The sequence below is a fragment of the Vibrio sp. 10N.222.55.C7 genome, assembly GCF_041473335.1.
Classification (GTDB): Bacteria; Pseudomonadota; Gammaproteobacteria; order Enterobacterales; family Vibrionaceae; genus Vibrio; species Vibrio crassostreae_C.
The window spans coordinates 36956-60915 of the sequence record NZ_JBFRSC010000031.1 but is presented as its reverse complement, the minus strand read 5'-3'; the positions used below and the strand labels follow the sequence as shown (position 1 = coordinate 60915).

Here is a 23960-nt window from a genome sequence, read left to right as displayed (position 1 = left end):
GATGAACCAAAAAAAAGCCAGCCTGAAGAGGGGCTGGCTAAAGACAAGATATGCCTTGTCGACATGTAGAAGATTTTCAGTCTAATTTACGAGGGTCAGGTAAATTAAACTGAGGCATCAATTTGATACCCAGAGTGACTTACTACTCTATCGACGAATCTACTCCTAGGAGTGCTTATGCATAAGGGGGGAATTCCCCTATAAATGCTGCTCAATGTGATAATTGAGAACCTAGAGTAAATATTTGGGATTCTGAGCCTGTGATTGGGAGCCTACAGCTCTCGTACTACTCGGAATCCTAGATAGTTCGCTGCCGTTGAAGGCGGTACGTACAGTTCGTTAAACACTTTTGCTTCTTCAGGAGAGAAGCTCCACGCGCCACCTTTTGCTAGGCCTTTCTGAACGGTTGTCCATTCCCATACATTACCCACCATGTCGTAGAAGCCTGTTGGTGTTGGTTGGAATGACTTAACCGGAGATGTACTAACGTTTGACCATGGTGTACCCGCCCAGCCAGTGTTGGCTTTGCCTGAACGGAATTCATTGCCCCACCAGAAGTTGGTGTCTTGGCCAGCTCTTGCTGCAGCTTCCCACTCTTGTGGTGTTGGCAAGCGGTAAGTGAAGCCGGTGTTTTTAGATAACCAACGTGTATAAGCTTTGGCATCGTTTTGGCTAACACAAACTACCGGTGAGTTATTAGCTTGCTTAAAGCCTGGGCTCTGCCAGTCTTTATCTGAAACGGTTGTGATCTCTGCATTGACGAATGTATCGCAGGTGTTCATCAGCTCAGCGTCTGTCTGGTAGCCTGTGTTTTTTACGAATGCTTTGAAGTCTTGAACACGGGTTGGTGTTGCGGCTAATGCAAACGGCTGTTTGATCGTCACTTGTTGTGCGTTATTTTCACCCAGTAGGTAGCGACCCGAGCCGACAACAATCATTTCAGGGCTCTGAATGTCGTTACCCATCGGATCGGCAAACTTGGTGCCGACATTTAATGAATTCTGTTTCGCTTGCAATACGGCTCGTAGGTTGTGATCGCGGGCTATCTTCAGCTCTTGATGGAAAGAAAGGTAGCCTTCTTTTTCGATCGTGACCATGTGTTGGCCCGTCGGTAACATCACTTCAACCGGTGTACTGCCATAGTTCACGCCGTTGATAGAAACATTGTCGTTGTATTGATTTGAACGCACCACCAAGTTAACCCAAGCAACTTCTTTTTGCTGGTCGTTGGCTTGTTGCTCGCTTTGTGTGAAACAGTTTGATGACTGAATACTAAGCAGGCGACAAGGTGTGTTCTTATCCGGGCGAGTTTCTAGGTTCGCCGCAATCACCGCTCGGTAACGGTTATCTTCAGAGAAGCCAGAGGATTTCACTTTGTGTTGCAGAACGTGAATGTTCAGCGAAGCAGACGCAAGGTGCTCTTTCACTGTTTTCGATTCAGTCGCGTTATCGATTAGGCTGTGTTGGAATTGTTTTACCGCTTTTTGAAGTGCCAAAGTCACCGTTTGGTCTGAACACTGCGCCAGTGTCATATCGCTGCTGCAACGGTTGGTAAAGCTAACAGTTTGCTCTTCCGTCTGAGTGATCTCGTATCTTAGTCGCTCTGCTCTTGCTCTTAGCTTGTCTTGGTTTAGGTTTGTGATTGAAGCTTCTGCCGCGGCTTTCTCGGCTTGGATAGCCTCAAGCTCCATCACCAAGCCTTGCTGCTTTTGCTCTGAGTCTGAAATCGCAAGTTTGCCTTCTTTTACGGTTTTCCAAGCGTCTTGGAAGCGTTTTTGAGCAAGCGAGATATCGAAATCGGGATCATCAATCATGCGCGTGTAATCTTGCTCTAGGCTGGCTTTTGCCTTTGCGAGTGTTTGCTCTGCTTGAGCTGATAACTCAGCTAGACGTGCCGTTTGCTGCGCCTGATTGTCGACTTCGTTTTGTTTGTCGGCTAATTTCTTTTCAACAGCCGTTAAGTCGGCATGCTTTTCAAAAAGTGAGCTTTCAATGTCGGTGACAGATGACGCGATCGCTGGTGGTGTTGCCTCAGCAAAAACAGCTGGCGTCATTAAGCATGGAGCAAGTGCAAATAATAGAGTAGGAAGACCTTGGCGCATGATGGGCTACTTCAATCGTAATTTAGGTTAATCGAATATTCTAAACGAGAACGCCATTTCGTCTGCAGCTACTGTTTATAACGATAAAACAAGGTTATAACGACCATACAAATTTGTAACGATCATACAGTTTATAACTATCAACAAAATGGCGAGTGTTCATTCAGCTTTGTGAAATAGGCACGGCTATCTGATATCGAGCTAAGCGTTTTGAATTGGCTCAGGCTCTATATACAAAGGGTGTTTAGCTTTCTTTGCTAGGAAGAAGCTTAACCCAAATCGTGTCGCTGCCGTTGATGGTAACTGTGCGGTTGTAAGACTCGTAACCTTGTTTTGAAATGGTTACTTGGTGACGACCACTTGGTAGCGCAACCTCAAGAGGGGTGCTGCCATACTTAATGCCGTTGATGGTTACTGAGTCGTTGTACTGATCAGAACGTACCGTCACGTTAGCCCACTGTTTGTCACTCTTCTTAACGACTGCTGCGTCACTGCCTGTTAAACAGTAGCGAGTCGAAACATTCAATAGGTTACATGCTGCAACTGCTTCAGGTTTTGCTTGAAGTTGAGCTTGCATCTGCATGAAGTAAGAGTTGTTACCAGAGAAGCCGCTCTTGATCGCTTGGCTGTCTTGAACATGGATATTCAGCTGAACACCTTGTAAGTTTTGCTTCGCAAGTGTGCTTTCTGTGAGCTGCTCAAGTAATTGGCTCTTGAACGTTTGCACGGCTTTTTGATTGGTCAGGTGTTTACCCTGTGCAGTACACTCACCAAGTGTCATTGTTGATGAACATGTGGTGGTATAGCTGGTTTCAAGCACCGCACTTTCACGCAGTTCTGTTGCGATACGTTTTACGCGAGCTTCAACTTTTGACTCTCTCAAGTTTGCCAGCTCATTATTCAGGCGAGCTTGCTTTTGCTTGATTTGAGAAAGGTGAATTTCGCTCTCGTTGATCGCTTGTTCGTTATCTAGCTGAGACGATTGATTCTCTTTAACCGCAGCCCAAGCGTCTTGGTAACTTTTCTGGAAAGAGACTAAATCTGTTTCTGGATCTTCAAGCAAGCGACTGTACTGTTTGTCGAGTACAGACTTGGCTCTGTTACGTTTTGCCTTAAGTTCTTCACCTTCGCGCAACAACTTGCTGTTCTTGTTTTGAAGTTGTTTTAGGTTTTCAGTCGCCGATACTTTGGTTGCTGAAATACGCTCAATATCTGAGTTCTTCTCTGTTAGCTTTGCATCGATAGCTGAAACGGGATCGACTTGATTCAGTTCTTCAGCGGATACCGATGCAGATACCCAAAGTGGGGATAGCGCAAGTAAAAGCGCTGAAATTCGAAAGTTAGTCATAGGTCCCTGCAACTTGTAGATTGAAAATTGGCTCGTTAATAAAGTGTCTACTTCCTAGTTGTGAGTCACTAGTTATTAGCAATTAACACAGTACCCGTCTTTATACCGTTTTATTGCTATCCAATCTACTCAAAAGCCAAGTTTCGGTACTTCGGATACACTTTTTACAGGCTTATAGCCAATTATTTGAGCTATATAAGAAAATTTATTCATTATGTTGGCGTGAAAAAGCATTTATTGACCACATGGTTTTTCGTGCTTGTGTGATTGCTTGTGAAGTCCCTAAACTCGCCGGAACGATTGGTTTTACAATGCCCGTAGTTTGTACACTCTTGATCATCCTTCCGGAGGCATGATCAAGATGATCGCGATAATGATCTTTTCATTCTCGCGAGCAAATAACTCTCATGAGCATTTACAAATTCATCTTATGCGCATTTAAGAGTATTATTCTTACTATGTTGACCCGAGTATTTTTCTGTCATGTCTAAACCTTTACCCTTTCCTAACCTAGACCTTTCTCCGCTAGGCCTTACTGGCCCTCGTCCTGCTGAGATCATCACTTTGCCATCGCATATGGATTGCCACGATCACCATTATTCTCAGGTGGTGATTGGTTTAAAAGGTCAGGCGGAATTTGAAGTGAGTGGTAAGGGGAATCTTGTTGGCCCAGGACAAGGTTGTGTGGTGACAGCGAGCTCTGATCATGCTTTCGGCGGAGTGGTTGGTCAGTCGGATATTCTCGTGCTCAACATGCCTATGCCAACCGATGATGACCCTCTGATGCTAGAGAAGATTAACCAGTTAGAATCATCGAACGTCTACTTCCAATTAGATGCGCAAATTCAAAAGCTTATCCATATGTTGGTGCAAGAGATGCAGGCCAGTCCTGATGATCTGTTATTAAGCCGTGCGTGCAATGATACGGTGATTGCATTGATGCAAAGGCACATCTCGGCATTTGAAACCTCAATCAAAGATTCACGCTTTGATCTTGAAGCGTTGGATCGCTACATAGAACAGCATTTAGCAAACAAGATCTCCGTCGCGCAGCTTGCGGGTAGTGTGTTCTTGGGTGAAAGCCAGTTCCATATGTTATTCAAAGAGCAAATGGGCATTACCCCTCACCAGTACGTTCTTGGCAAGCGCATCGACCGTTCTCGTCGTTTAATTGAACAAGGTAATCTAAGCCTTGGTCAGGTCGCTGAACTGGCTGGTTTCTCCGGTCAATCTTCCTTTACTCACACCTTTTCACGCCTTCAAGGCATGTCACCATCCCAATACAAAAAGAAAATTTCTGTTAAATAGTGAAACAAAACGGCATATTATTTTAAAGTTTCATATGTGACCTTGTGTTTGTTTTGTTAATAAAGCGAGTTTTTAGCAAAAAACTCGGAGTTTTTGACAAGTAATCCTTATATACTCTAAATACACTGCAGCCATTGTAGAGATCCCGAACTCTTTTCGGGTGTGAGATTAAGGAAAACGCATGTTTACAGCTACTGATGTGTTAAAGCCAGAATTCAATGAGCAGTCGCTTGCTGATCTTTGGACGCTTATCTCACCATTATATATGGTGGATGAAACCCAATGGCTAGAGCAACTTCTGCCACTAGCTACCCCTTCTGAGTCTGAAAAGCAGCAAATCACAGACAAAACGACTTCTTTGATCGAAGCTATCCGTGCGGATAAGACTTCTATCCAGATGATCGATGCACTGTTGCTTGAATACAGCTTAGATACTCAAGAGGGCATCTTGCTGATGTGTCTGGCGGAAGCCTTGATGCGTATTCCTGATTCAGCAACGGCTGATGCACTGATTCGCGACAAGCTAAGCGTTGCGGATTGGAAGTCTCACCTAAAGAATTCTGATTCGGTTTTTGTTAACGCTTCAACTTGGGGCTTAATGCTAACAGGCAAGGTGGTTGGACTTTCATCGAACGAGCAGAGTGCTGGACAAGCGGTTAACCGTTTAGTGAACAAGCTTTCTGAGCCGGTAATTCGTAAAGCGATGCACCAAGCGATGAAAGTGATGGGTCACCAATTTGTTCTTGGCCGCAGCATTGCTGAAGCGCAAAAGAACGGTAAGTCGATGCGCGACAAAGGCTTTACCTACTCATACGACATGCTAGGTGAAGCAGCACTGACCACAGCTGACGCAAATAAGTACTTTAAAGATTACCTAATGGCGATTGAAGCCGTAGGTCGAGACACTTATGTCTCTTCAAAATCTAGCCCAGCGCCATCTGTGTCTATCAAGCTTTCTGCACTTCATCCTCGTTACGAAGTGGCGAACGAAGACCGCGTACTGACTGAGCTATGCGACACGCTAGAGCAGTTACTGCGCCGTGCGATTGAGCTTGATGTTGCGATCACGATTGATGCAGAAGAAGCGGATCGCCTAGAGCTTTCGCTTAAGTTATTCGAAAAACTGTATCGCAGCGAGCTAGTGAAAGGCTGGGGCAAGTTTGGTCTGGTTATTCAAGCGTATTCAAAGCGTGCGTTACCGGTTCTAGTTTGGCTAAACCGCCTAGCAAAAGAGCAGGGTGACTTAATCCCACTTCGCCTAGTTAAAGGTGCTTACTGGGATAGTGAGATCAAATGGTCACAACAAGCTGGTTTCGATAACTACCCTGTTTACACTCGCAAAGAAGCGACTGATGTAGCCTACCTAGCGTGTGCGCGTTATCTATTGAGCCCAAGTGTTCGCGGCAATATCTTCCCGCAGTTTGCGAGCCACAATGCTCATACGGTTTCAGCTATTGCCGTAATGACAGAGCATAAAGACTTTGAATTCCAACGCTTACACGGTATGGGCGATTCTCTGTACAACCACGCGATGGAAGCTTACCAGCAGTCGGTACGTATCTACGCACCGGTTGGTAGCCATAAAGACTTACTGCCATACCTAGTACGTCGCTTACTAGAAAACGGCGCAAACAGCTCGTTTGTACACCGTCTAGTTGATGCGCGTTGCCCTGTGGCAGAGCTGACTCAACACCCTGTCGATATGCTTCTGGCGTTCGATACATTGCACAACACTAAGATTCCTCTGCCTCCAGCGGTATTCCCTGAGCGTAAAAACTCTTACGGTGTGAACATTGATATTGAAAGCGAAGCGCATCAGTTTGAAGAGCAAGTAAAAGGCTTCTTAAACAACCAATGGACTGCGGGCCCTGTGATCAACGGTGAATCTCTTGCCGAAAGCATGATCAAGGCTGATCAGAATGTTGAGCAAGTGACTGCACCTTATGATCGTCGTATTAATGTGGGTCAGGTGGCTTTTGCTAACCTTGATCATGTTTCCGCAGCGATCACTGGCGCTGATGCTGCATTTGCTGATTGGAACGCAACTTCAGTTGAAACCAAAGCGGCGGCGCTTGATAAGTTGGCTGACCTGATGGAAGACAACCTCGCTGAGCTGGTGGCAATTTGTCATCAAGAAGCAGGTAAGACGATTCACGATAGTGTTGATGAAGTACGTGAAGCGGTCGACTTCTGTCGTTACTACGCAAAACAAGCGGATAACTTACAAGGTTTCGAACTAAAAGGTTTTGATGGCCAAACACGAATCGCTTCACGACAAGGTCGTGGTGTGTTCGTTTGTATTAGCCCTTGGAACTTCCCTCTGGCCATCTTCCTTGGCCAAATTACAGCAGCTTTGGTTGCGGGTAACACGGTTGTGGCTAAGCCTGCCGAGCAAACAAGCTTGATTGCAGCTCGCGCAGTGGAACTGATGAATGAAGCAGGTTTCCCTGCTGGCACCATTCAGTTGCTACCGGGTCGCGGTGCTGAGATCGGCAGTGCACTAACCAGCCATGATGCAATTGCTGGCGTTGCTTTTACGGGTTCAACACCAACGGCACAACGCATCAACGTTTCATTGGCAAGTCGTAACGCTAAGCCTGTTCCGTTTATTGCGGAAACAGGTGGCCAAAACGCGATGATCGTCGACAGTACCGCACTGCCTGAACAGGTAGTTCGTGATGTTATTCGTTCTGCATTCGCTTCAGCAGGTCAACGTTGTTCTGCGCTGCGTGTGCTTTACATTCAAGAAGACATCGCAGACCGCGTGGTTGCATTGATTCACGGTGCAATGGACGAATTGAGTGTGGGTATCCCACATCTTCATAAAACGGATGTTGGCCCTGTTATCGACCAAAATGCGAAACAGAAGTTGTTGGCGCACTTAGAAAACATGACCAATACCCAGAAGAAGGTGGCTCAACTTTCTCTAGGTAGTGATTGTGAACATGGTGATTTTGTTCCACCAAGTGCGTTTGAAATCGATGACATCAGCTGCTTGAAAGAGGAACAGTTTGGCCCTGTGCTGCACATTGTTCGCTTCAAAGCGAGTGAGTTGACGCAAGTGGTCGATCAAATCAACCAAACGGGCTTTGGCCTAACTATGGGTATCCACAGCCGTAACGAGACCACTTACCGTTGGATCGAAAAACACGTTCGTGTGGGTAACTGCTACATCAACCGTGACCAAGTGGGCGCCGTTGTTGGTGTTCAACCATTTGGTGGTCAAGGCTTGTCAGGTACTGGCCCTAAAGCGGGTGGTCCTCACTACCTATACCGTTTTACAGATGTTCATTTCTCTCAATCACAAGACAAGGCATAAGGAGCAGTATCATGGTTCATCAAGTGACAGGTTTTTCTGATGCTTTGCTAGCGTGGGAACAATGGAATCTTACCGACTTTGATTACAAGAGTGCTCAGGTACTTGCGCTGAAATCAGAGATCGAAAGTCAATCTGTGCCTTTGGCTGCAGTGGCAACTTATCATCTAGAGCAAGCGTCTGCGCTGCTTTCTGAACATCACCTAATGGCAGGTCCTACGGGCGAAACCAATGAGTTGTATGCCGCAGGCCGCGGTGTGGCTTTGGTGGTTGTTGATGATTGTGAAGAGAAAGTGCCCGCACTGCAAACTGCAACAGCGATGATTACTGCAGCACTATTGGCAGGTAACAGCGTTCAATTGTGCAGTGATGACGTGCAGTTCAATACCTTAATTGCAGATGCCGCAAAACAAGCGAATCTACCAACCAACTTGGTGCAGGTTGCCTCGTACGACGCTGCTCAACAGCTGCTGTCTTGCGATGTGCGAAGCGCGGGTTACGTAGGTAATTCACAAACGGCACAAGCTATCAATTTACAGCTTGCTAAGCGTGACGGTGCAATCGTCGGTTTAGTGGCTGAAACGGATCTGGCGACAATGAATGTTGCTCACGATCCACACTTATCGCTGCGTTTCATTACCGAGCGTACGCGAACTATAAATATAACAGCCGTGGGCGGTAACGCGACCTTGCTCGAACTTGGAAGCGAAGCTCACTAACCTTCAGTAACATTGGCTCTAAGCACTTTTGTTTTATCCATTGTTGGTTTCACCATCTTTGGATTTAACTCATAGTGCCTTGGAGCCTCAATACCTAACTCAATGCACTCGCTTGCCTTTACGGTGAGTGTCTTGCATTGAATTAGGCATGGAAGGCTTTTTACAAATGAGGACTATCAAATGATAGAAAACAGTTTTGCAATAACGACGACGTTCATTGCGTATCTAATTATGATGCTGGCAATCGGTGTTATTGCTTACAAACGTACTTCTAGCTCGACAGACTACTTCCTAGGTGGTCGTTCGCTAGGCCCATGGCCTGCTGCACTTTCTGCTGGTGCATCAGACATGAGTGGTTGGCTACTACTTGGTCTACCGGGTTACGCTTATGCTGCTGGTTTTGAAGCATTCTGGCTTGCTGGTGGCCTGCTAGTTGGTACTTGGGCGAACTGGTTAATCAGTGCTAAGCGTCTGCGTACTTACAGCATTACAACAGAGTCACTGACGCTACCTGAGTTCCTATCTCGTCGTTTCAATGATAATTCTAAGCTGATCCAAACAATTTCTGCTTTCTTTATCCTTTTATTCTTCCTTTTCTACACAAGTTCTGGCTTGGTAGCAGGTGGTAAATTGTTTGAAACAGTATTCGGCCTAGATTACACAACAGCGGTAATCATCGGTACAGTATGTGTGGTTTCTTACACGCTATTTGGTGGTTTCCTTGCGGTATCTTGGACGGATTTGGTTCAAGGTCTGCTGATGTCTGCTGCGCTATTGATTGTACCAATCGCAGCAATGAACGGCGGCCTTGGTCAGCTATCTACTGACCTTCATAACATCAACCCAGAACTACTCACGCTATGGAATGATGCGAAAGGTGAGCCTCTTTCTGCAATCGCGATCATCTCGCTAGCAGCATGGGGTCTAGGTTACTTCGGTCAGCCACATATCCTTGCTCGTTTCAAAGCAACGCGTAGCAATAAAGACCTAACAACCGCGCGTCGTATCGCGGTGGTATGGACTGCACTGTCTATGATTGGTGCAATGCTGGTTGGTCTTGTTGGTCTAATCTACGTAACGAACTCTGGTGCACCTAAGCTAGACGATGGCGAGAAGATCTTCATGCTTCTTGTGAACGCGATGTTCCACCCAGTAATCGCAGGTATCCTACTGGCGGCAATCCTAGCGGCAATCATGAGTACTGCGGATTCACAGCTTCTTGTTTCTTCATCTGCAATGGCAGAAGACTTGTACAAGCAAATTCTGAAGAAAGACGCAACGTCAGAAGAGATTGTTCGTGTAGGCCGTTTCGCGGTTATCCTAATCTCTCTGATTGCACTTGTACTAGCGATGACGCCAGACAGTTCAGTACTTGGCCTTGTGTCTTACGCATGGGCTGGTTTTGGTGCTGCATTCGGCCCAGCTATTGTATTGAGCCTGTACTGGTCTCGTATGAACCGTAACGGCGCTCTCGCGGGTATCGTGGTTGGTGGTGTGACTATCGTACTTTGGAAACAGTTCACGGGCGGTTGGTTCGATGTGTACGAAATCGTACCGGGAATCATCCTATCGACTCTTTCTATCGTTATCGTGAGTCTAATTACGGGCGAGCCTGAAGACGAAGTTAAGAAGCAACACGCTGAGTTCGAGAAGAACCTCGTTGAGCTAGACTAATTTACATTGTAAAAATACCAATGAATTAGCAAAAGACATGAACAATAGAGTCACTTCGGTGGCTCTATTTTTTTATGTGAGTACGACCTTTGTCTTATTTCAAATTAAGTTTATTCGAGGTTTTCTGATATTGAAATGGGGGTTTACAATGTAAATCGAAAGCGAAGGATCTTGAGCGAGAAATGAAAGGTCTGTCTTGTTGGTGGCGTTTGATGTCAAAAAATAAAACAGAAAAATGGCTATTTTTTGAACTTGGCGCTCACTTTTGTCATTAGCTCGGTGAATTGTTGAACTGAATTGGACATGATGTGTCAATTGTCAGTAACCACTAAAGACCTATAGGACAAAGGTATGCCTGATCTCTATTGCAAAGGATGTAAAAAAACAACACTACATAAGTCTATAATGAAACGTTGTGAATCAGAGCCCGAGACAGCTTCTGGCCGTATGATGCAATGGACGTCAAAGCTATTTAGTGGAAACCTGCACTACGATATGGAAACTCAGCACTTCTGCCGCACGTGTAACTGCCGTTGCGAAACAGGAAGTACTGTACCCCAAATTGGTTTAGCTTAACTTACAGTAAGCGCTCACTAACTTAGATCAAAAAACCTCCGTTTTAGGAGGTTTTTGCGTTTCTATGCGGCTTTGAGTGCTAGCTCGGCAACAATGGCGTCGCCATCAATCTTCACATCCCAACCATAGTTTGAGTATTCATTTGCTAGTGCCTGAGCAACATCTTTTGATACCGTTACGTGTGTCCATGAACCAATACCGTAAGGTTTATATGCGAGTTCTTGCGTTTTCATAATAGAGTCATCCTTTCTCTTTGATAATTATATTATTCACTTTGGCCTATATCCTTTCTTTCGTTTCCGGCTCAACTTATTTGTTAATCGGGTCATTTCTATAATAATTTGTTAATAACCAGAGTTTGATTTATAAGGGTTCTTATCTATTTGTATGTGTTTATATCTGGCGTGAATATCATCCGTGCATTTAGTTTTTAAATGTGTGAGCGAGGTTTTCTTCGATTGCACTTGGTATGGAATATACTGAGCGGAATTTAGAATGTTTAAGGAATGTTATGTCTCAGCATCAGCTCGATCGTATCGATAAAGAGATACTAAGAATTCTGCATATGAAAGGGCGTTTACCTGTTGTTGAACTGGCAAAACAGGTCAACCTTACGACGTCACCTTGCTCTGATAGACTCAAGCGATTGGAGAAAGAGGGCTACATCACGGGCTATCACGCTGAGCTTTGTTCAGAAAAGCTGGGACTCGATGTTCAAGTCTTTATCCATATCCGTCTCGATCAGACTAGCTTTTCGATCTTCGACAAATTTGCCCAAGCCGTGGAAATGATGCCTGAGGTGGAAGAGTGCTACTCACTGTCGGGTGACTTTGACACCATGATCAAGGTTCGAGTGAAAGACATGAAGGCGTACCAAGCGTTTATGGCAACGAAGTTGGGCACCTTGCCTGGTGTGATTCAGACACGTAGTGAAGTGGTGATTGAAGAGCATAAAAAGGGCTTCGGCGTGAACCCTGAGTTGTTGGCAACTCTAAAATAGTGGCCTAATTTCGCTTACCAACGTGATTTAGATATAAAAAATGGAAGCAATAAGCTTCCATTTTTTGTTGAGCGTCAGATAAAGAGCAATCCGATAAACTTGTTCGCCTTAAAGCGTAATGGCCGCAGAGATTAAGCCAATCACACCACCGAATACACCGCCCCAAACCACAAGCCAGCCAAGGTGCTTCTTGATCATGGTCTGAACCATCTCTTTAACCAGCTTAGGTGTTAGTTCATTCAAGCGCTGATCGATGATCGCCTCAATGTTTTCTTTGATTTCATCCATCATCGCAGGCGATTCTAGCTCGTCTTTGATGGCATTTTTTACAGAATCACTCTTGCTGATTTCAATCACAGATTCTTGCATCTTCTCAACAAACGGCGCTTTCATTGGCTCTAGTGCTTCTGTGCCACCAAACATTGCCAACATACCGCCAAACTGAGAGTTCTCGATAACATGCACCAGTGAGTCGAATGCAGGGTTAAAGTCGATCTTCTGAATCACAGGCTCTAGATTGAGCGACTTTCCTGTCATCTCGCTGCTTAGGAAGCGGTCGATGTTACTTTCTGTAAAGAATTGCTCCATCATCAGTTGCTTGATGGCTGCCTTGAACTCTTCAAAGCGCGCTGGAATCACTCCAGAACCGTATAGGCCGGGTACTTTCTCGAACAACATGTGAATCGCAAGCCAGTTGGTGATGGCACCAGAAAAGGCGAATAGGCCTGCATAAAGCAAGTATTGGTTTGCTGTCGCATAGCCGCCAGCAAGCAGCGCTAACGCGATAACGTTAGTTAAGACACTTTTGTTCATGGTTGATCTCTAGAAAGAATATTGCGCGCATTTTAAGAAAAAAACGCCAAGAAAAAAACAAAAGGATCGATGAAGTTTATTGGACAGGTAGCAAAGAGCGCCAAATAGCAGGCATAAAAAAGGCTAGCCTCCCCCCGAAGTCTAGCCTTATTCCAGAACGCGCAAGCGAGGCGTCTTTGGTGTTAATGTCATTATATAATTACGACATAACATTCTGCCATGTGTAATTTACCGCTAATAAACAAATTGCTGTGAATCACATCGCACTTTTAAAATAGCACAAAAATTAAGCGTTTGTAGCTTGCTCAAGGTCATCGGCAATGAAGCCACCGGTTTGGTGATTCCATAGCTGCGCATAAATACCATTCTGGTTAATCAGCTCTTGGTGCGTGCCTTCTTCTACGATATTGCCGGCATCAAGCACGATCAGGCGATCCATCGCTGCGATGGTCGACAGGCGGTGTGCAATCGCAATAACCGTTTTGCCTTCCATTAGCTCAATCAAGCTCTCTTGAATCGCTGCCTCTACCTCAGAATCGAGTGCAGAAGTTGCTTCATCGAGAACAAGTAATGGAGCATTCTTTAGAAGAACACGTGAGATAGCCACACGTTGACGCTGACCACCAGAAAGCTTAACGCCACGTTCACCCACTTGAGCATCGTAACCAACGTTGCCAAACGGGTCGGTTAGCGTTTCGATAAACTCATGCGCGTGTGCCTGTTTAGTCGCCGCGTATACCTCTTCGTCTGATGCCTCTGGTCGACCGTAAAGAATGTTGTCTTTGATCGAACGGTGCAGCAGTGAGGTATCTTGGGTCACCATACCTATGTTGCTACGCAGAGAATCTTGAGTAACGCTCGAGATCTCTTGGTCATCAATCAGGATGCGACCACTTTCTACATCGTGGAAACGCAGTAGTAAGTTAACTAGGGTCGATTTACCTGCACCTGAACGGCCAACCAAACCCACTTTTTCACCCGGTTTGATGTTGAGGTTTAGGTTGTTGATCACCCCCTTATTCTCACCGTAGTTAAAGCTTACATTGTCGAAGTTGATACCGCCTTGTGGAACCTCCAGAGGCTTCGCGTCTTTCTTGTCTTCAATAGCAATAGGCTTAGACAGAGTTTTAATGCCGTCAATCACGGTACCAAGGTTCTCAAACAGACCACCAATTTCCCACATGATCCATTTCGACATGCCGTTAATACGCAGAGCCAAGCTGACCGCAATCGCGATTGCACCCACGGTGATTGCGCTATCTAGCCATAGGTAGATAGAGATACCCGCAATGCTGAACACCAATAGATAGTTAGCGAATTCCACGCAGATGTTGAAGCCGGTTACCAAGCGCATTTGGCGGTGCACAGTATCTAGGAAGCCTTCCATGCCTTCTTCGGCGTATTCGGTTTCTCTTTTACTGTGTGAGAACAATTTCACCGTCGCGATGTTGGTGTAGCTATCAACAATACGACCTGTCATCAGTGAACGAGCATCCGCTTGCTCTGAAGACACGTCTTTTAGCTTTGGCACGAAGTGCAGTTGAATACCGATGTAAACGAATAGCCAAATCAGCATCGGAGCCATCAAGCGCCAATCTGATTCAGCAAGCATGAACAGCATCGCCGTGAAGTAAACCGTCACGTAGACAAACACATCGACCATCTTGGTCACAGTTTCGCGCACTGCAAGCGAGGTTTGCATCACTTTGGTCGCGACACGTCCGGCGAAGTCATCTTGATAGAAGGACAGGCTTTGCTTCAAAAGGTAGCGGTGTGCTAACCAACGAATCGACATTGGGTAGTTGCCCAGCAAAGTTTGGTGAAGCAATAGCGAGTAAACACTGATCAAGATTGGCATCACAACCAACAGCAGAATACCGAGCCCCATCAATGTCGATTCGTTGTCTGCTAAGAAAGTGTCTGGGTTGCTTGTTGATAGCCAGTCGACCAATTGCCCCATGTAACCGAACAGCGCGACTTCGATGATCGCGATGGTCATGCTCATCAACCCGAGCAAAATCAATGGTTTTTCGAAACCTCGAGTGTAATGGCGGCAGAATGCCAGTATGCCAGTAGGAGGTTGTATCGGCTCTCCCTTTGGAAAGGCTTCAGTAAAGCCTTCAAATTTCTTGTACATAGATTTCCCTTTATAAACTAGTGCATCTATAAGCGACTGCATCGTTGGTGCAGCTTTGTTTTTATGGTCTTGATTCGAAATTTAACTGCCTTAGTTTGAAATTATATAAGCGCCCATGGGTTCTTATCAGCATTAAGTCATTCGATGGATTTTGTTCTAGCGCCTATTTAGGCACTTGGCTTTAAAACACTAAAACTTTGTCTAAGCGATACAGGAAAGGTCCAAAGAGTGTCTTTCATGACGCGTATTTTAGATTGAATTAGACAGGAAAAGTTAAGCTTATTTCAAACGTAATTGATTGTTATGCAACGGTGATAATCCTAACGTTAAATGGATTGAATTGTAATCAAAACTCGTGATGGGCGAGAAAATGGAATCAGAATATTTATCCATAAAGTGACTTAACGAATATGCATACAGTTGGTTCTTTCTGATGTGCTGTTATCTTGCAGTAAAAATTACCGATTAATCTAAGATCTGCAGTAATTGTTTGGGATAAATATTCAAATAAATATTCTTTTCAGTGAATCTTGTCGTAACAAGTTGTTTACAATTCTGAAGTAAATAAAAGATAGGGACGGTTGAAATGTTAAACCTACACAAAAAATCACTTCATATCACTAATGTTCAAAACGCCAATTGCGTTGTTATGGTGCCACCAAAAGAGTTTAAATTTAACGAAGAAACAGCACGTGATAACGAATTTCAGCACAGAGTTAATCTGACCGAAGCTGAGGTGAAAGTAGAAACGATGGCCGAATTTAAAGCTATGGTCGCTTCGTTGCGTAAAGAAGGTGTGCAAGTTGTAGAGTTTGATTACCCAGAATTGGGCGTTGAAACTCCGGATGCTGTTTTCCCAAACAACTGGTTCAGTACCTGTAGTGATGGAAGCTTATTCACGTTCCCTATGGCGTGTGAAAACCGTCAGAATGAAGTTAAGCCAAATGCTCTTATTGAAGCGTTAGAAGCGTCGGGTCGCATTGTTAACCATAGCGAGTCTCTAGAGTCTTACATCGCGCAAGGTTCTTATCTAGAGAGTACTGGCGTGATGGTGATCGACCATATCAACAAGACCATCTACGCTGCGCTTTCTCAGCGTTGTGACCGCGAAGTGTTAGAAGATTATGCGAAGCGCATTGGTTATTCTCGCGTGGTCTCGTTCCAAACGGCATTACCGTCTGGCCAACCGATTTACCATACCAATGTGATGATGGCGATTGGCGATAACTTCTGCGTGATCTGTGATGAAGTGATTCCTGAGTTTGAACGCCGCTTTGTGGTGAAGTCGCTTGCTAAAGATAAGCAGGTTATCTCTATCTCAATTGATCAGATGAACCGTTTCTGTGGCAACATCCTGCAGCTTGAAACCGTGAATGGCGACAAGGTGATCGCGATGTCTCAATCGGCTTACGATGCGTTTTCTCCAGCCCAGTTAGCTCAGCTTTCGACGCATGGAAAGCTGCTGCCATTTAACGTGAAAACGATTGAAGACATTGGCGGTGGTTCGGTACGATGCATGTTGGGTGAGGTGTTTTTACCAACGCGAGTAAATCGTCTGTAACAAGCACTCACTTTCAGTAATGAATCTTTGAATACCACTCTTATCGCAGAGTGGTATTTTTGTTTTTGTCTTTCACATATAAGAGAACAGAGCTCGATACAGGAGTCAACGCGCAAAAGCTAATGGAAATAAGCTATGAAGCGTCCTTAAAAGCTCTGTGTTCGATGAACTGAGCCGACAGTGTTACGACTTCTTTGGAGTAGACAAGCGCCGTGTGGTTGAGTTTGAGGGCGTAAGTATCCGTTGCTCCTCTCAGGTTGGCGTCTTCGAGTGTGACTGTGCCATCGCCCGGGTTTTTCCCCAGTACAATACGTCCAATTCCGGCGTCGTAGGTGCCTGTAATCACGCCAATCGGCACATCAATATCGTAGTCACCCAAGCCATCACTTAAGATCATTTTGCTCGAACCAAATATAAATCCAAGACCATGATTCGAAAGCGTTTTGGCTATGGTTGCCCCATTGTGCGGCGTACCTGCGGTAATAATGCAGGTGTCTGCAAAGTCGGGTTGGTAGAACTTAAAGTAGTGGCGAATCAGCAAGCCACCGAGTGAGTGACCAAAGAAATAGACCTCATCGTACTCATTAAAGCGAGCATTTACGAAGCGATTGAGGCGTTTGGCTGCAGAAGGGAAACGCAGCGAGTTGTAGGCAAACTTGTGCGTTGTAAAGCCGCGTTTTTTGAAGTTTCTATCCAGATATAGCATGATCAACGCAGGCATATATAGGCCATGAATTAAAACTATATGTTTGTTTTTATTATTCATTATTGCCCTCCGACTGATGGTGTTTTCAGTATATGGAGTCGCAATTCTAAACTCAACAAAACTTGCTGTGAATGGGACACAATAGACAGAGAGTGTCGTAGTGGCAGTTCGTTATTCTGACCTGACCCCGCCATAAACGTCTATAGTTAATCCCCCTTGTTTGGCATAGGTATTGGGTGTTAGGCCAATGGTTTTCTTGAGGTAACGAATTAGGTGCGGTTGGTCACTAAACCCAAATTGAAAGGCGACGTCCATCCAGTCGATGTCATCCAAATTTCTCTTATACAAGTATTCCAACATAGCTTCGAGTTTGTTCATCGATTGGCACTGTTTTAATGTCAGCCCTGTTACCTTGTTGAAGCTTCTCTCTAATGTTCTTTGCGAGCAAAACAGCTTGTCGCTAAGCTCTGCAATCGGCGTCGAATCAAGTACACCCAACACTTTGTGAGTGATTTCACTGTGTCTATCTGTTTTACCGGTCGATAACCATGGAAGTAGTAAATCATCCAGCTTCTGGCAACAAGCTTCAAAGTCGGTTTGAGCAAGCTTAATCAGTGACATCGTATCGACATCAGAGTTGTTTAGTAAATCTGCAAGGTCGATGGTATTGACGCGATCTAGGCTTGGGTGCGGGCAATCAGGGGTGACTAACGAATACAAAGCACCAACGTGGAACTTGATGCCCAAGTGAATAAACGGCTTCGAGTGATCAAGTTCAATGGCTTTGTGATGGGGCAGCAACAGGTGGCTGCCAACCCCTTGCTCGACTTGCTGCTCTATTGTGTAGTGATACGGCTGATCGCAGGGGGACAGGATTAAATGCGCTGAAGGGTCAGGGTTGAGTATCGGAAACTGATGAGTTTGGGCATCGGGCGTTTTCTCGATAAGCCAGTAGCAATCAATGAACTGAGCGATTTCAGGGGATTTTGGCGACTGTAACCAATTGATCATTCGAACTTCTATTTCTGATGAGTACTTTACCACTATATGTGGATATCGTTGTCTGTGACAGTTTTATCCATACTAAGTGCTTGCGCTTGGCATCTTAGCTTCACTTCACACTGAGTGCGCATGCTCAGTGCGAGGTAAAGCTGAGTTTTCAACTAGCGAAAATCAAACTGTAAGATGCGATGCTTTGATGACAACCCAGCGCGTGTGATAGCTTTTTGCGCGCCAATATTGCTATTTTCTGTTGAACAGATAACTTCCAAATCTTGCTGGTTAGCGTGCTGCTTTAGAAAGTTAAGAACACGCGTCGCTAAGCCTTTACCGCGTTCTTGTTGAGCGACAATCATACCCAGGTCGGCAAACTGTGTTTGATGCTCATCGAACTTACGGCACTCACCGGCTGCGAGAACGCTGCCATTTTCCCAGTAGCCCCATAACTCTTGGCGGGCAATCAAATTGCCGTAGTAGCCGGTTAACCACTCTTTTGGCGCACCAATCGTTGATGAAGCAAATTCGACTAATTGATCGAGTTGTTCTTGCGTCGCGAGAGTCATCTCGATGTCTTCAATACGACCTGAATTACGACTAGAGTTAGCTTCTTGGTCTTGGCAATACATCAAGGAGTTCACCTTAAATGAATGGGTGTTATCCATGCATAGTGACAAGTATTGTGGTTCTGCCGTGCTTACGAATGCGCCTTTCACTTCACCAATCACAGAGCTGTTGTTTTCTACGATTAAGGTAAACAAGTCTTCTATATTGGTGTTGGCTGTTGGTGCTAGGTAGAATTGAAGTAAGTAACCTTCTCCGTTCAATACGCAATACCCCACAAGTTTGTCATCTTCGTAAAAGCCGTAATGGTCAGACATAGGTACAAAGCCAAAATGCCACATGCCATCGAGTGGAGCTGTAGATTCAGCAAAGTAAGCCGTTTTAAGTTCGCTTAAGTCGCTAAGTACTGAGATTTTTTTGATGTCTAACATCGCGTTAATTCCTGTTGTTTCGATTCGGTAGAGTGCGTGGTTGTCATCTTGTTCTCAGGTGCGTCAACGGACGATGAGATAAATTGATTAGCCAAGCCACGTTTCAATAGCAGCAATTGTAGGTGAGTACTCTAGATTGATATTGAATAAAAACGACAGTTTTGAAAGGCGTGTAAGTATTAACAGGAGAGCTTATGTTAATTGAAAGAGGGCAAGATATCTTACCCTCTGTTGAACTTATTGATGTGGAAGTTCAACAGAGGGCGCATTACTTATCTGAGTCTTCAGCTTTGATGAGTTTTGTATCGACAGTTTCACTCTTTAACTCAGGATCAACTAATACCTTTATCACGCCTTTTTGTAGGATCAGGTTATTAGGGTAGGTGATAATGTTGCCCGAACTGTGTCGAAGAATAACATGGAACATGGTGATATCGATGATCACACCGCTGATGTCTTCGTCTTTCTCCGCGACTCTTACTCTGTCGCCAATGCGATAAGGGAAGACGAAAAATATTAGTACGCTGGCTGTGAGGTTACTTAGAATCGACCATTGCGCGAATAAAGCGACACCCAGCACCGCAAATATCGAAGACAAGAACAGAGAAATATCACCAAAACCCAAGTTAAGAACAATCGTAAACACAGCGATGAAGAGTAGAAACAGAACAATATTGAAACACTTAATCACGAACTGCTTTCGCTTCAATTCGACACGCTTATTTTCCGCTAATGTTTCTATCCAGTTCTTACCTAAGCGTTTGATCACCCAATACACAGTGATAAGAAGTAAACCTAAAACTACTTGTCTAAGCCACATATTGGATTGCAAAAACTCAACCATTAAATAAACCTCAATTTTTTCAAAATAACGACCTCTGCCGCTATGACCACGAGCAGCCCAACGCAAAATAGTGGAAATGCTATCGGGTTATCTGTTCCGGGTATCCCAGCGATATTGACACCCAGTAAACCGGTGAAAAACCCAGCAGGGAGGAAAATACCTGCAATGATAGAAAATAGGTACGTATTTCTATTCATTTTTTCAGCTTGTTGCTGACTTAGGCTCGCTAAAAATACATTAATTTGTTCGATGTAAAACTCAACAGACTCGTTAATTCTCAGGATGGTATCAAGGCTGTTCTTTATATGACTGTTGTGCTTACTCAATGGCGCAGGTAGGTCACTCATTAAATCTTCAAAAACGTATTTCTGTGGCTTCAAATAACGCCTTAGTCTGAGTAGCCTTGAATGTAGAGCGTTAAAGGATCTTATGTCGATATTGGATGTAGATTCTAACTCGTCAATTAATAGTTCGACGGGTGCTAGGAAGGTTGAAATACTGTGGTTGATTCCACGGATCATGCCCAACAACACATCAGGTAATGATGTAGGGCCTTGGTTTTGTTTGAGATCAGATATCAGATTACTGACCGCTTTTGAAGGAACTTTACGTGTCGATATTAAAGTGCCTTTGTACCATAAGATGCGTAGGCTAAGCATGTCGTCAGGGTTAGCACCTTCGTTTAGATTAATGCCTCGCAGAATCATCAAAAAACAGTCGTGGCCAAATTGTTCGAACCGAGGGCGGGTGTCATCGGTGAGTAATGAATCGATGATGGCATTTGGAACCGTATTACTGTGGAGCCATTCTCTCAAACCGTCAGCATCTCTTTGGCAGTGATACCAAGTTGATTGCTCGAATGAGGCTGGGCTGGTGGTGTGTTCATGTGCCACCCCCTCAGAAAATTGCCAGCTTGAAATTATGAAAGCGTCCATTCATTTGTCCTTAATGATATGACGTAAACATTGATATTAGGCGCCATTCAGGCGCGGTATTGAACTGAGCTTAATCGTGGTAAGTTCAATGAGCGATGTGAGTGAGATGAAGTCTAATAAGACATGTTGGTCTTTGGAGTACGACGGACTCTTCCATTATTGTCTCTATTAAATGTAGCTCATTGTTTCGTCGTTATAAATTAGCACTCTGGCTCCATGTTAGCGACGAAAAAAAGAAAAGACCGAGGTCTTTTCTTTTTAGGGGAGGTTGCGGAGAGCTTGCTCAGGCAACTCGAGTTTTCCGATGGTTTACATAAGCAAAAGCACTAGCGACAAGAAGCAAAAATGTCTTGGTTCTCTCGGTATTCTTTGGTTTGCACGTCCATTAGGCCAAGCAAGGAGTCGAACAGGTTATCGTGAGAAAAGCTCTGCTCTTTCCCCGCCTTTCTTAAGCAGGTTTGGTTTATCCCTTTCTGCTCGGCGAAGCCATCAGACATCCACATGATCATAGGCACATGGGTTTGCTCTTTCGGTGCCAATGAATAAGGCATACCGTGCAAGTAGACGCCGTTTTCCCCTAAAGATTCACCATGATCGGAAATGTACATCAGCGCCACGTTGTACTTATCGGTGAGTTTCTCTAGTTTTTGCATAGCCTGTGAGAGAAAGAAATCCGTATACAAGATGGTGTTGTCGTAGGTGTTAACCACTTCCTCTTTGGTACAGTTTTCGATATCTGCACGAGCGCAGTCTGGGGTGAATTTCTTATGTTCTTCTGGATAGCGTTCAAAGTAAGTCGGGCCATGAGAACCAGAAATATGGTAGAAAATGATGCTATCTTGCTTGAGATCTTGCGTATCTTGTTCGAAGTTCTCTAGCATCGCTGTGTCGTAGCATACGTCGTTATTACACAATGGGTCGCTGTCTTTGGCGATGAGCGTCATCTCTTTGATTCGATGTGCGACCGCCTTATCCCCACCATCATGTTCTCTCCAAATAGAGTGAATGCCCGCGCGGTTCATAATGTCGACCACGTTATCTTGGTTGTAGGCTTTGTCGCGATCATAGTTGCTGCGATTCATGTTCGAGAACATGCAGGGTACTGAAACTGCGGTGGCTGTACCGCACGACTGAACATCAGAGAAAAATATCGGGTTATAAGGCTTGGTATGAGCGTTGGTTTCTCTCTCATAGCCATAATATTGGTAGTTATACACGCGAGCGGTTTCGCCAAGCACAAACACCAATAAGGTCGGTTTGGTTGCCGCTTTTGCTTGTGGCTTGAGTTGAGCATCTAATCCCAATTCTTGATAGGGGATGGGCTGTTTGATGTAGGTGTTATTGATGTATTTGACTGTTGATGCTACATACTCGGTCGGAATGATCATCTTTTTGATGTGCGAGTTATTGCGACCAATCGATACGTAATCTTTGTAGAAAAGCCCGGCAATAATCGCAATGACGATCAAGGAAGAGAGCAAGCCAATCGATTTCCAGACAAAGAAATCCTTCCAAGACTCTTTTTCAAGTTTGGTAAACAACAGGATGAGAGATGGAATACCACCCATAGCCAGTAGCCATAAGATCGAGTGACCACTGATATAGCTGGCTGCTTCACCGCTATTGGTCTCAAACACATTCTCTATCATGCCGTAGTCGACGAATATGCCGTAATTGAACATGCTGTAGCTGACTAAGGTTGAGGTGATCAGCAATAAGATGAAAAACGGCTTAGAGAAAATAGGCCAGTTGAAGACTTGGAAGATTAAATTAAAGGCAGCAAGGAAGAAGATAGGAATGGAGATAAGAAACGCAACGCTTTCAGACTTCGATGCCTGAACAATACTAAACAGTTCTTGGGAGAGAGGTAGATTGACGACAAGCAGATAATACACGGCCAACACAAAAGGCAGCTTGTTTATCGACATGTTAAAGCTTGGTAGATTCATAGGTCTTGTTTTCCTGCGTCTCTTATCCCTTTATTTTAGTCTCGCTACCAAGAAAGCTCTAATATCAACGCATAAAGCTCAGTAAGTAATGGTGAGCGATAAACCGGCTAAAGTGAAATGACGCGATAGTGCGTGTAGAAACAAAAAATTCACTTTACTGAGTGACCTTCATGACAAGGTGGAACAGCAAAGTGAATTAGTATGTTCAGCTTATTCTATGTGGTTCAATCACATTAGAAGTTGTAAGAACCACCGAAGCTAATGCTGTTGAAGGCAAGTGTTTTGTCTTCTTTCTTAAAGCCGTAGTCGTTCTCAACACTCACTGCGTCTGCTTGTGAGATTAGGCGTAGTGTTAGATGTTCGATTGGCGTGTATTCAACACCAACACCAAAGTGGAAACCGGTACCGCTGTCATCATCGTAACCAGCGCTCTTATTTGCGTGTAGGTCAACAGAGCTTAAACCAGCCAATACGAACGGACGAATCGTGTTGTCGAACGTGTAACCTAGGTTTGCTGATACAGAAACAGACGTTGGAGACATTTTTTCTGTACCTTTTTTGTAGTCTGCGTAGTCGTTGTAGCCAAGCTCAGCACCTACGATACGGTTGAACTGGTAGCCGCCGTATAGGTTGTAACCCATGCCGTCTGAGTCTAGGTTGCCTTGACCGTCTGTATCAGAATCTTGGTACACACCAAGACCGCCACCGATGTACGCACCACCGTCAGTGCCTGCTGCTAATGCAGGAAGAGAAACCGCGCCGATTAAACCCAGTGCTAATGCTGATTTCGCGAATTTGTTCATTGTTCTTACTCACTCTTTAATGTCATGCAGTATCAATTATTTTTGTTGTCGGCCTTTCGACCGTTGGTGAGCATTATTCCGTAGTCTTATACGTATTACTGTATGGCTTTGTAAGCTAAATCGTTACATAGTAGATAAAATGCTCATCCGGTTGCTTAGTGAGTTAGGCTGCCAAAAA

Annotated in this window: 18 protein-coding genes; 6 read left to right on the top strand and 12 right to left on the bottom strand. The window is 44.7% G+C overall.

Going from position 1 to position 23960, the window contains the following annotated elements; translation table 11 throughout:
• Nucleotides 1-272: 272 nt before the first annotated feature.
• Nucleotides 273-2102, bottom strand: a complete 1830-nt coding sequence (locus AB4482_RS12070) for an SUMF1/EgtB/PvdO family nonheme iron enzyme (protein WP_372181011.1) — start codon at nt 2100-2102, stop codon at nt 273-275.
• 244 nt (nt 2103-2346) lie between these two features.
• Entirely contained in the window at nt 2347-3450 is a 1104-nt protein-coding gene (locus tag AB4482_RS12065; RefSeq protein ID WP_017065149.1) for a PEGA domain-containing protein, read from the bottom strand.
• Between the two features lie 483 nt (nt 3451-3933).
• On the opposite strand from AB4482_RS12065, the gene AB4482_RS12060 reads away from it, so the two are divergent.
• The 4 genes from AB4482_RS12060 to putP all read left to right on the top strand — a co-directional run bounded on the left by AB4482_RS12060 (nt 3934) and on the right by putP (nt 10467).
• Entirely contained in the window at nt 3934-4758 is an 825-nt protein-coding gene (locus tag AB4482_RS12060) for an AraC family transcriptional regulator (RefSeq protein WP_017065150.1), read from the top strand.
• Between the two features lie 181 nt (nt 4759-4939).
• Nucleotides 4940-8077, top strand: a complete 3138-nt coding sequence (gene putA / locus AB4482_RS12055) for a bifunctional proline dehydrogenase/L-glutamate gamma-semialdehyde dehydrogenase PutA (RefSeq protein ID WP_372181009.1) — start codon at nt 4940-4942, stop codon at nt 8075-8077.
• An 11-nt stretch (nt 8078-8088) separates the two neighbouring features.
• Nucleotides 8089-8793, top strand: coding sequence for a 1-pyrroline-5-carboxylate dehydrogenase (locus AB4482_RS12050; RefSeq protein WP_372181008.1), 705 nt, complete (start codon nt 8089-8091; stop codon nt 8791-8793).
• Between the two features lie 183 nt (nt 8794-8976).
• Nucleotides 8977-10467: a sodium/proline symporter PutP gene (gene putP / locus AB4482_RS12045; RefSeq protein ID WP_372181013.1), complete on the top strand. Its 1491-nt coding sequence runs from the start codon at nt 8977-8979 to the stop codon at nt 10465-10467.
• Nucleotides 10468-11105: 638 nt separating this feature from the next.
• On the opposite strand, the gene AB4482_RS12040 is transcribed toward putP, so the two are convergent.
• Entirely contained in the window at nt 11106-11276 is a 171-nt protein-coding gene (locus tag AB4482_RS12040; RefSeq protein WP_017061196.1) for a hypothetical protein, read from the bottom strand.
• A gap of 278 nt (nt 11277-11554) precedes the next feature.
• Here AB4482_RS12040 and AB4482_RS12035 point away from each other — a divergent pair, with 278 nt between their 5' ends.
• The gene (locus tag AB4482_RS12035; protein WP_004732526.1) at nt 11555-12043 is read left to right on the top strand and encodes an Lrp/AsnC family transcriptional regulator; all 489 of its coding nucleotides are present in this window, start codon (nt 11555-11557) and stop codon (nt 12041-12043) included.
• 108 nt (nt 12044-12151) lie between these two features.
• Here AB4482_RS12035 and AB4482_RS12030 read toward each other — a convergent pair whose 3' ends face one another.
• The gene (locus AB4482_RS12030) at nt 12152-12856 is read right to left on the bottom strand and encodes a hypothetical protein (RefSeq protein ID WP_017065155.1); all 705 of its coding nucleotides are present in this window, start codon (nt 12854-12856) and stop codon (nt 12152-12154) included.
• A 286-nt stretch (nt 12857-13142) separates the two neighbouring features.
• Nucleotides 13143-14993, bottom strand: coding sequence for an ABC transporter ATP-binding protein (locus AB4482_RS12025; RefSeq protein ID WP_065584473.1), 1851 nt, complete (start codon nt 14991-14993; stop codon nt 13143-13145).
• A 586-nt stretch (nt 14994-15579) separates the two neighbouring features.
• On the opposite strand from AB4482_RS12025, the gene AB4482_RS12020 reads away from it, so the two are divergent.
• A complete protein-coding gene (locus AB4482_RS12020) occupies nt 15580-16554 on the top strand; it encodes an arginine deiminase-related protein (RefSeq protein WP_017061193.1) in 975 nt (324 codons plus the stop codon).
• A gap of 133 nt (nt 16555-16687) precedes the next feature.
• Here the strand turns inward: AB4482_RS12020 and AB4482_RS12015 are convergent, their stop codons facing one another.
• The 7 genes from AB4482_RS12015 to AB4482_RS11985 all read right to left on the bottom strand — a co-directional run bounded on the left by AB4482_RS12015 (nt 16688) and on the right by AB4482_RS11985 (nt 23782).
• A complete protein-coding gene (locus AB4482_RS12015; RefSeq protein ID WP_372098822.1) occupies nt 16688-17320 on the bottom strand; it encodes an esterase/lipase family protein in 633 nt (210 codons plus the stop codon).
• 111 nt (nt 17321-17431) lie between these two features.
• A complete protein-coding gene (locus tag AB4482_RS12010) occupies nt 17432-18271 on the bottom strand; it encodes an AraC family transcriptional regulator (RefSeq protein ID WP_017062012.1) in 840 nt (279 codons plus the stop codon).
• A gap of 152 nt (nt 18272-18423) precedes the next feature.
• The gene (locus AB4482_RS12005) at nt 18424-19251 is read right to left on the bottom strand and encodes a GNAT family N-acetyltransferase (protein WP_065584472.1); all 828 of its coding nucleotides are present in this window, start codon (nt 19249-19251) and stop codon (nt 18424-18426) included.
• Between the two features lie 268 nt (nt 19252-19519).
• Nucleotides 19520-20095, bottom strand: coding sequence for a mechanosensitive ion channel family protein (locus AB4482_RS12000; RefSeq protein ID WP_017062014.1), 576 nt, complete (start codon nt 20093-20095; stop codon nt 19520-19522).
• Entirely contained in the window at nt 20095-21030 is a 936-nt protein-coding gene (locus tag AB4482_RS11995) for a CorA family divalent cation transporter (RefSeq protein WP_372130898.1), read from the bottom strand. Before AB4482_RS11995 ends, AB4482_RS12000 begins: the two co-directional genes overlap by 1 nt.
• A gap of 326 nt (nt 21031-21356) precedes the next feature.
• The gene (locus AB4482_RS11990) at nt 21357-22979 is read right to left on the bottom strand and encodes a phosphoethanolamine transferase (protein ID WP_372181005.1); all 1623 of its coding nucleotides are present in this window, start codon (nt 22977-22979) and stop codon (nt 21357-21359) included.
• Nucleotides 22980-23212: 233 nt separating this feature from the next.
• A complete protein-coding gene (locus tag AB4482_RS11985; RefSeq protein ID WP_372130894.1) occupies nt 23213-23782 on the bottom strand; it encodes a porin family protein in 570 nt (189 codons plus the stop codon).
• Between the last annotated feature and the right edge of the window lie 178 nt (nt 23783-23960).

What these genes read in the sequence shown, in the direction of transcription:
- AB4482_RS12070 (WP_372181011.1), bottom strand. Translation starts at nt 2,102, where the DNA reads ATGCGCCAAGGTCTTCCTACTCTATTATTTGCACTTGCTCCATGCTTA.
- AB4482_RS12065 (WP_017065149.1), bottom strand. Translation starts at nt 3,450, where the DNA reads ATGACTAACTTTCGAATTTCAGCGCTTTTACTTGCGCTATCCCCACTT.
- AB4482_RS12060 (WP_017065150.1), top strand. Translation starts at nt 3,934, where the DNA reads ATGTCTAAACCTTTACCCTTTCCTAACCTAGACCTTTCTCCGCTAGGC.
- putA (WP_372181009.1), top strand. Translation starts at nt 4,940, where the DNA reads ATGTTTACAGCTACTGATGTGTTAAAGCCAGAATTCAATGAGCAGTCG.
- AB4482_RS12050 (WP_372181008.1), top strand. Translation starts at nt 8,089, where the DNA reads ATGGTTCATCAAGTGACAGGTTTTTCTGATGCTTTGCTAGCGTGGGAA.
- AB4482_RS12040 (WP_017061196.1), bottom strand. Translation starts at nt 11,276, where the DNA reads ATGAAAACGCAAGAACTCGCATATAAACCTTACGGTATTGGTTCATGG.
- AB4482_RS12035 (WP_004732526.1), top strand. Translation starts at nt 11,555, where the DNA reads ATGTCTCAGCATCAGCTCGATCGTATCGATAAAGAGATACTAAGAATT.
- AB4482_RS12030 (WP_017065155.1), bottom strand. Translation starts at nt 12,856, where the DNA reads ATGAACAAAAGTGTCTTAACTAACGTTATCGCGTTAGCGCTGCTTGCT.
- AB4482_RS12025 (WP_065584473.1), bottom strand. Translation starts at nt 14,993, where the DNA reads ATGTACAAGAAATTTGAAGGCTTTACTGAAGCCTTTCCAAAGGGAGAG.
- AB4482_RS12020 (WP_017061193.1), top strand. Translation starts at nt 15,580, where the DNA reads ATGTTAAACCTACACAAAAAATCACTTCATATCACTAATGTTCAAAAC.
- AB4482_RS12015 (WP_372098822.1), bottom strand. Translation starts at nt 17,320, where the DNA reads ATGAATAATAAAAACAAACATATAGTTTTAATTCATGGCCTATATATG.
- AB4482_RS12010 (WP_017062012.1), bottom strand. Translation starts at nt 18,271, where the DNA reads ATGATCAATTGGTTACAGTCGCCAAAATCCCCTGAAATCGCTCAGTTC.
- AB4482_RS12005 (WP_065584472.1), bottom strand. Translation starts at nt 19,251, where the DNA reads ATGTTAGACATCAAAAAAATCTCAGTACTTAGCGACTTAAGCGAACTT.
- AB4482_RS12000 (WP_017062014.1), bottom strand. Translation starts at nt 20,095, where the DNA reads ATGGTTGAGTTTTTGCAATCCAATATGTGGCTTAGACAAGTAGTTTTA.
- AB4482_RS11995 (WP_372130898.1), bottom strand. Translation starts at nt 21,030, where the DNA reads ATGGACGCTTTCATAATTTCAAGCTGGCAATTTTCTGAGGGGGTGGCA.
- AB4482_RS11990 (WP_372181005.1), bottom strand. Translation starts at nt 22,979, where the DNA reads ATGAATCTACCAAGCTTTAACATGTCGATAAACAAGCTGCCTTTTGTG.
- AB4482_RS11985 (WP_372130894.1), bottom strand. Translation starts at nt 23,782, where the DNA reads ATGAACAAATTCGCGAAATCAGCATTAGCACTGGGTTTAATCGGCGCG.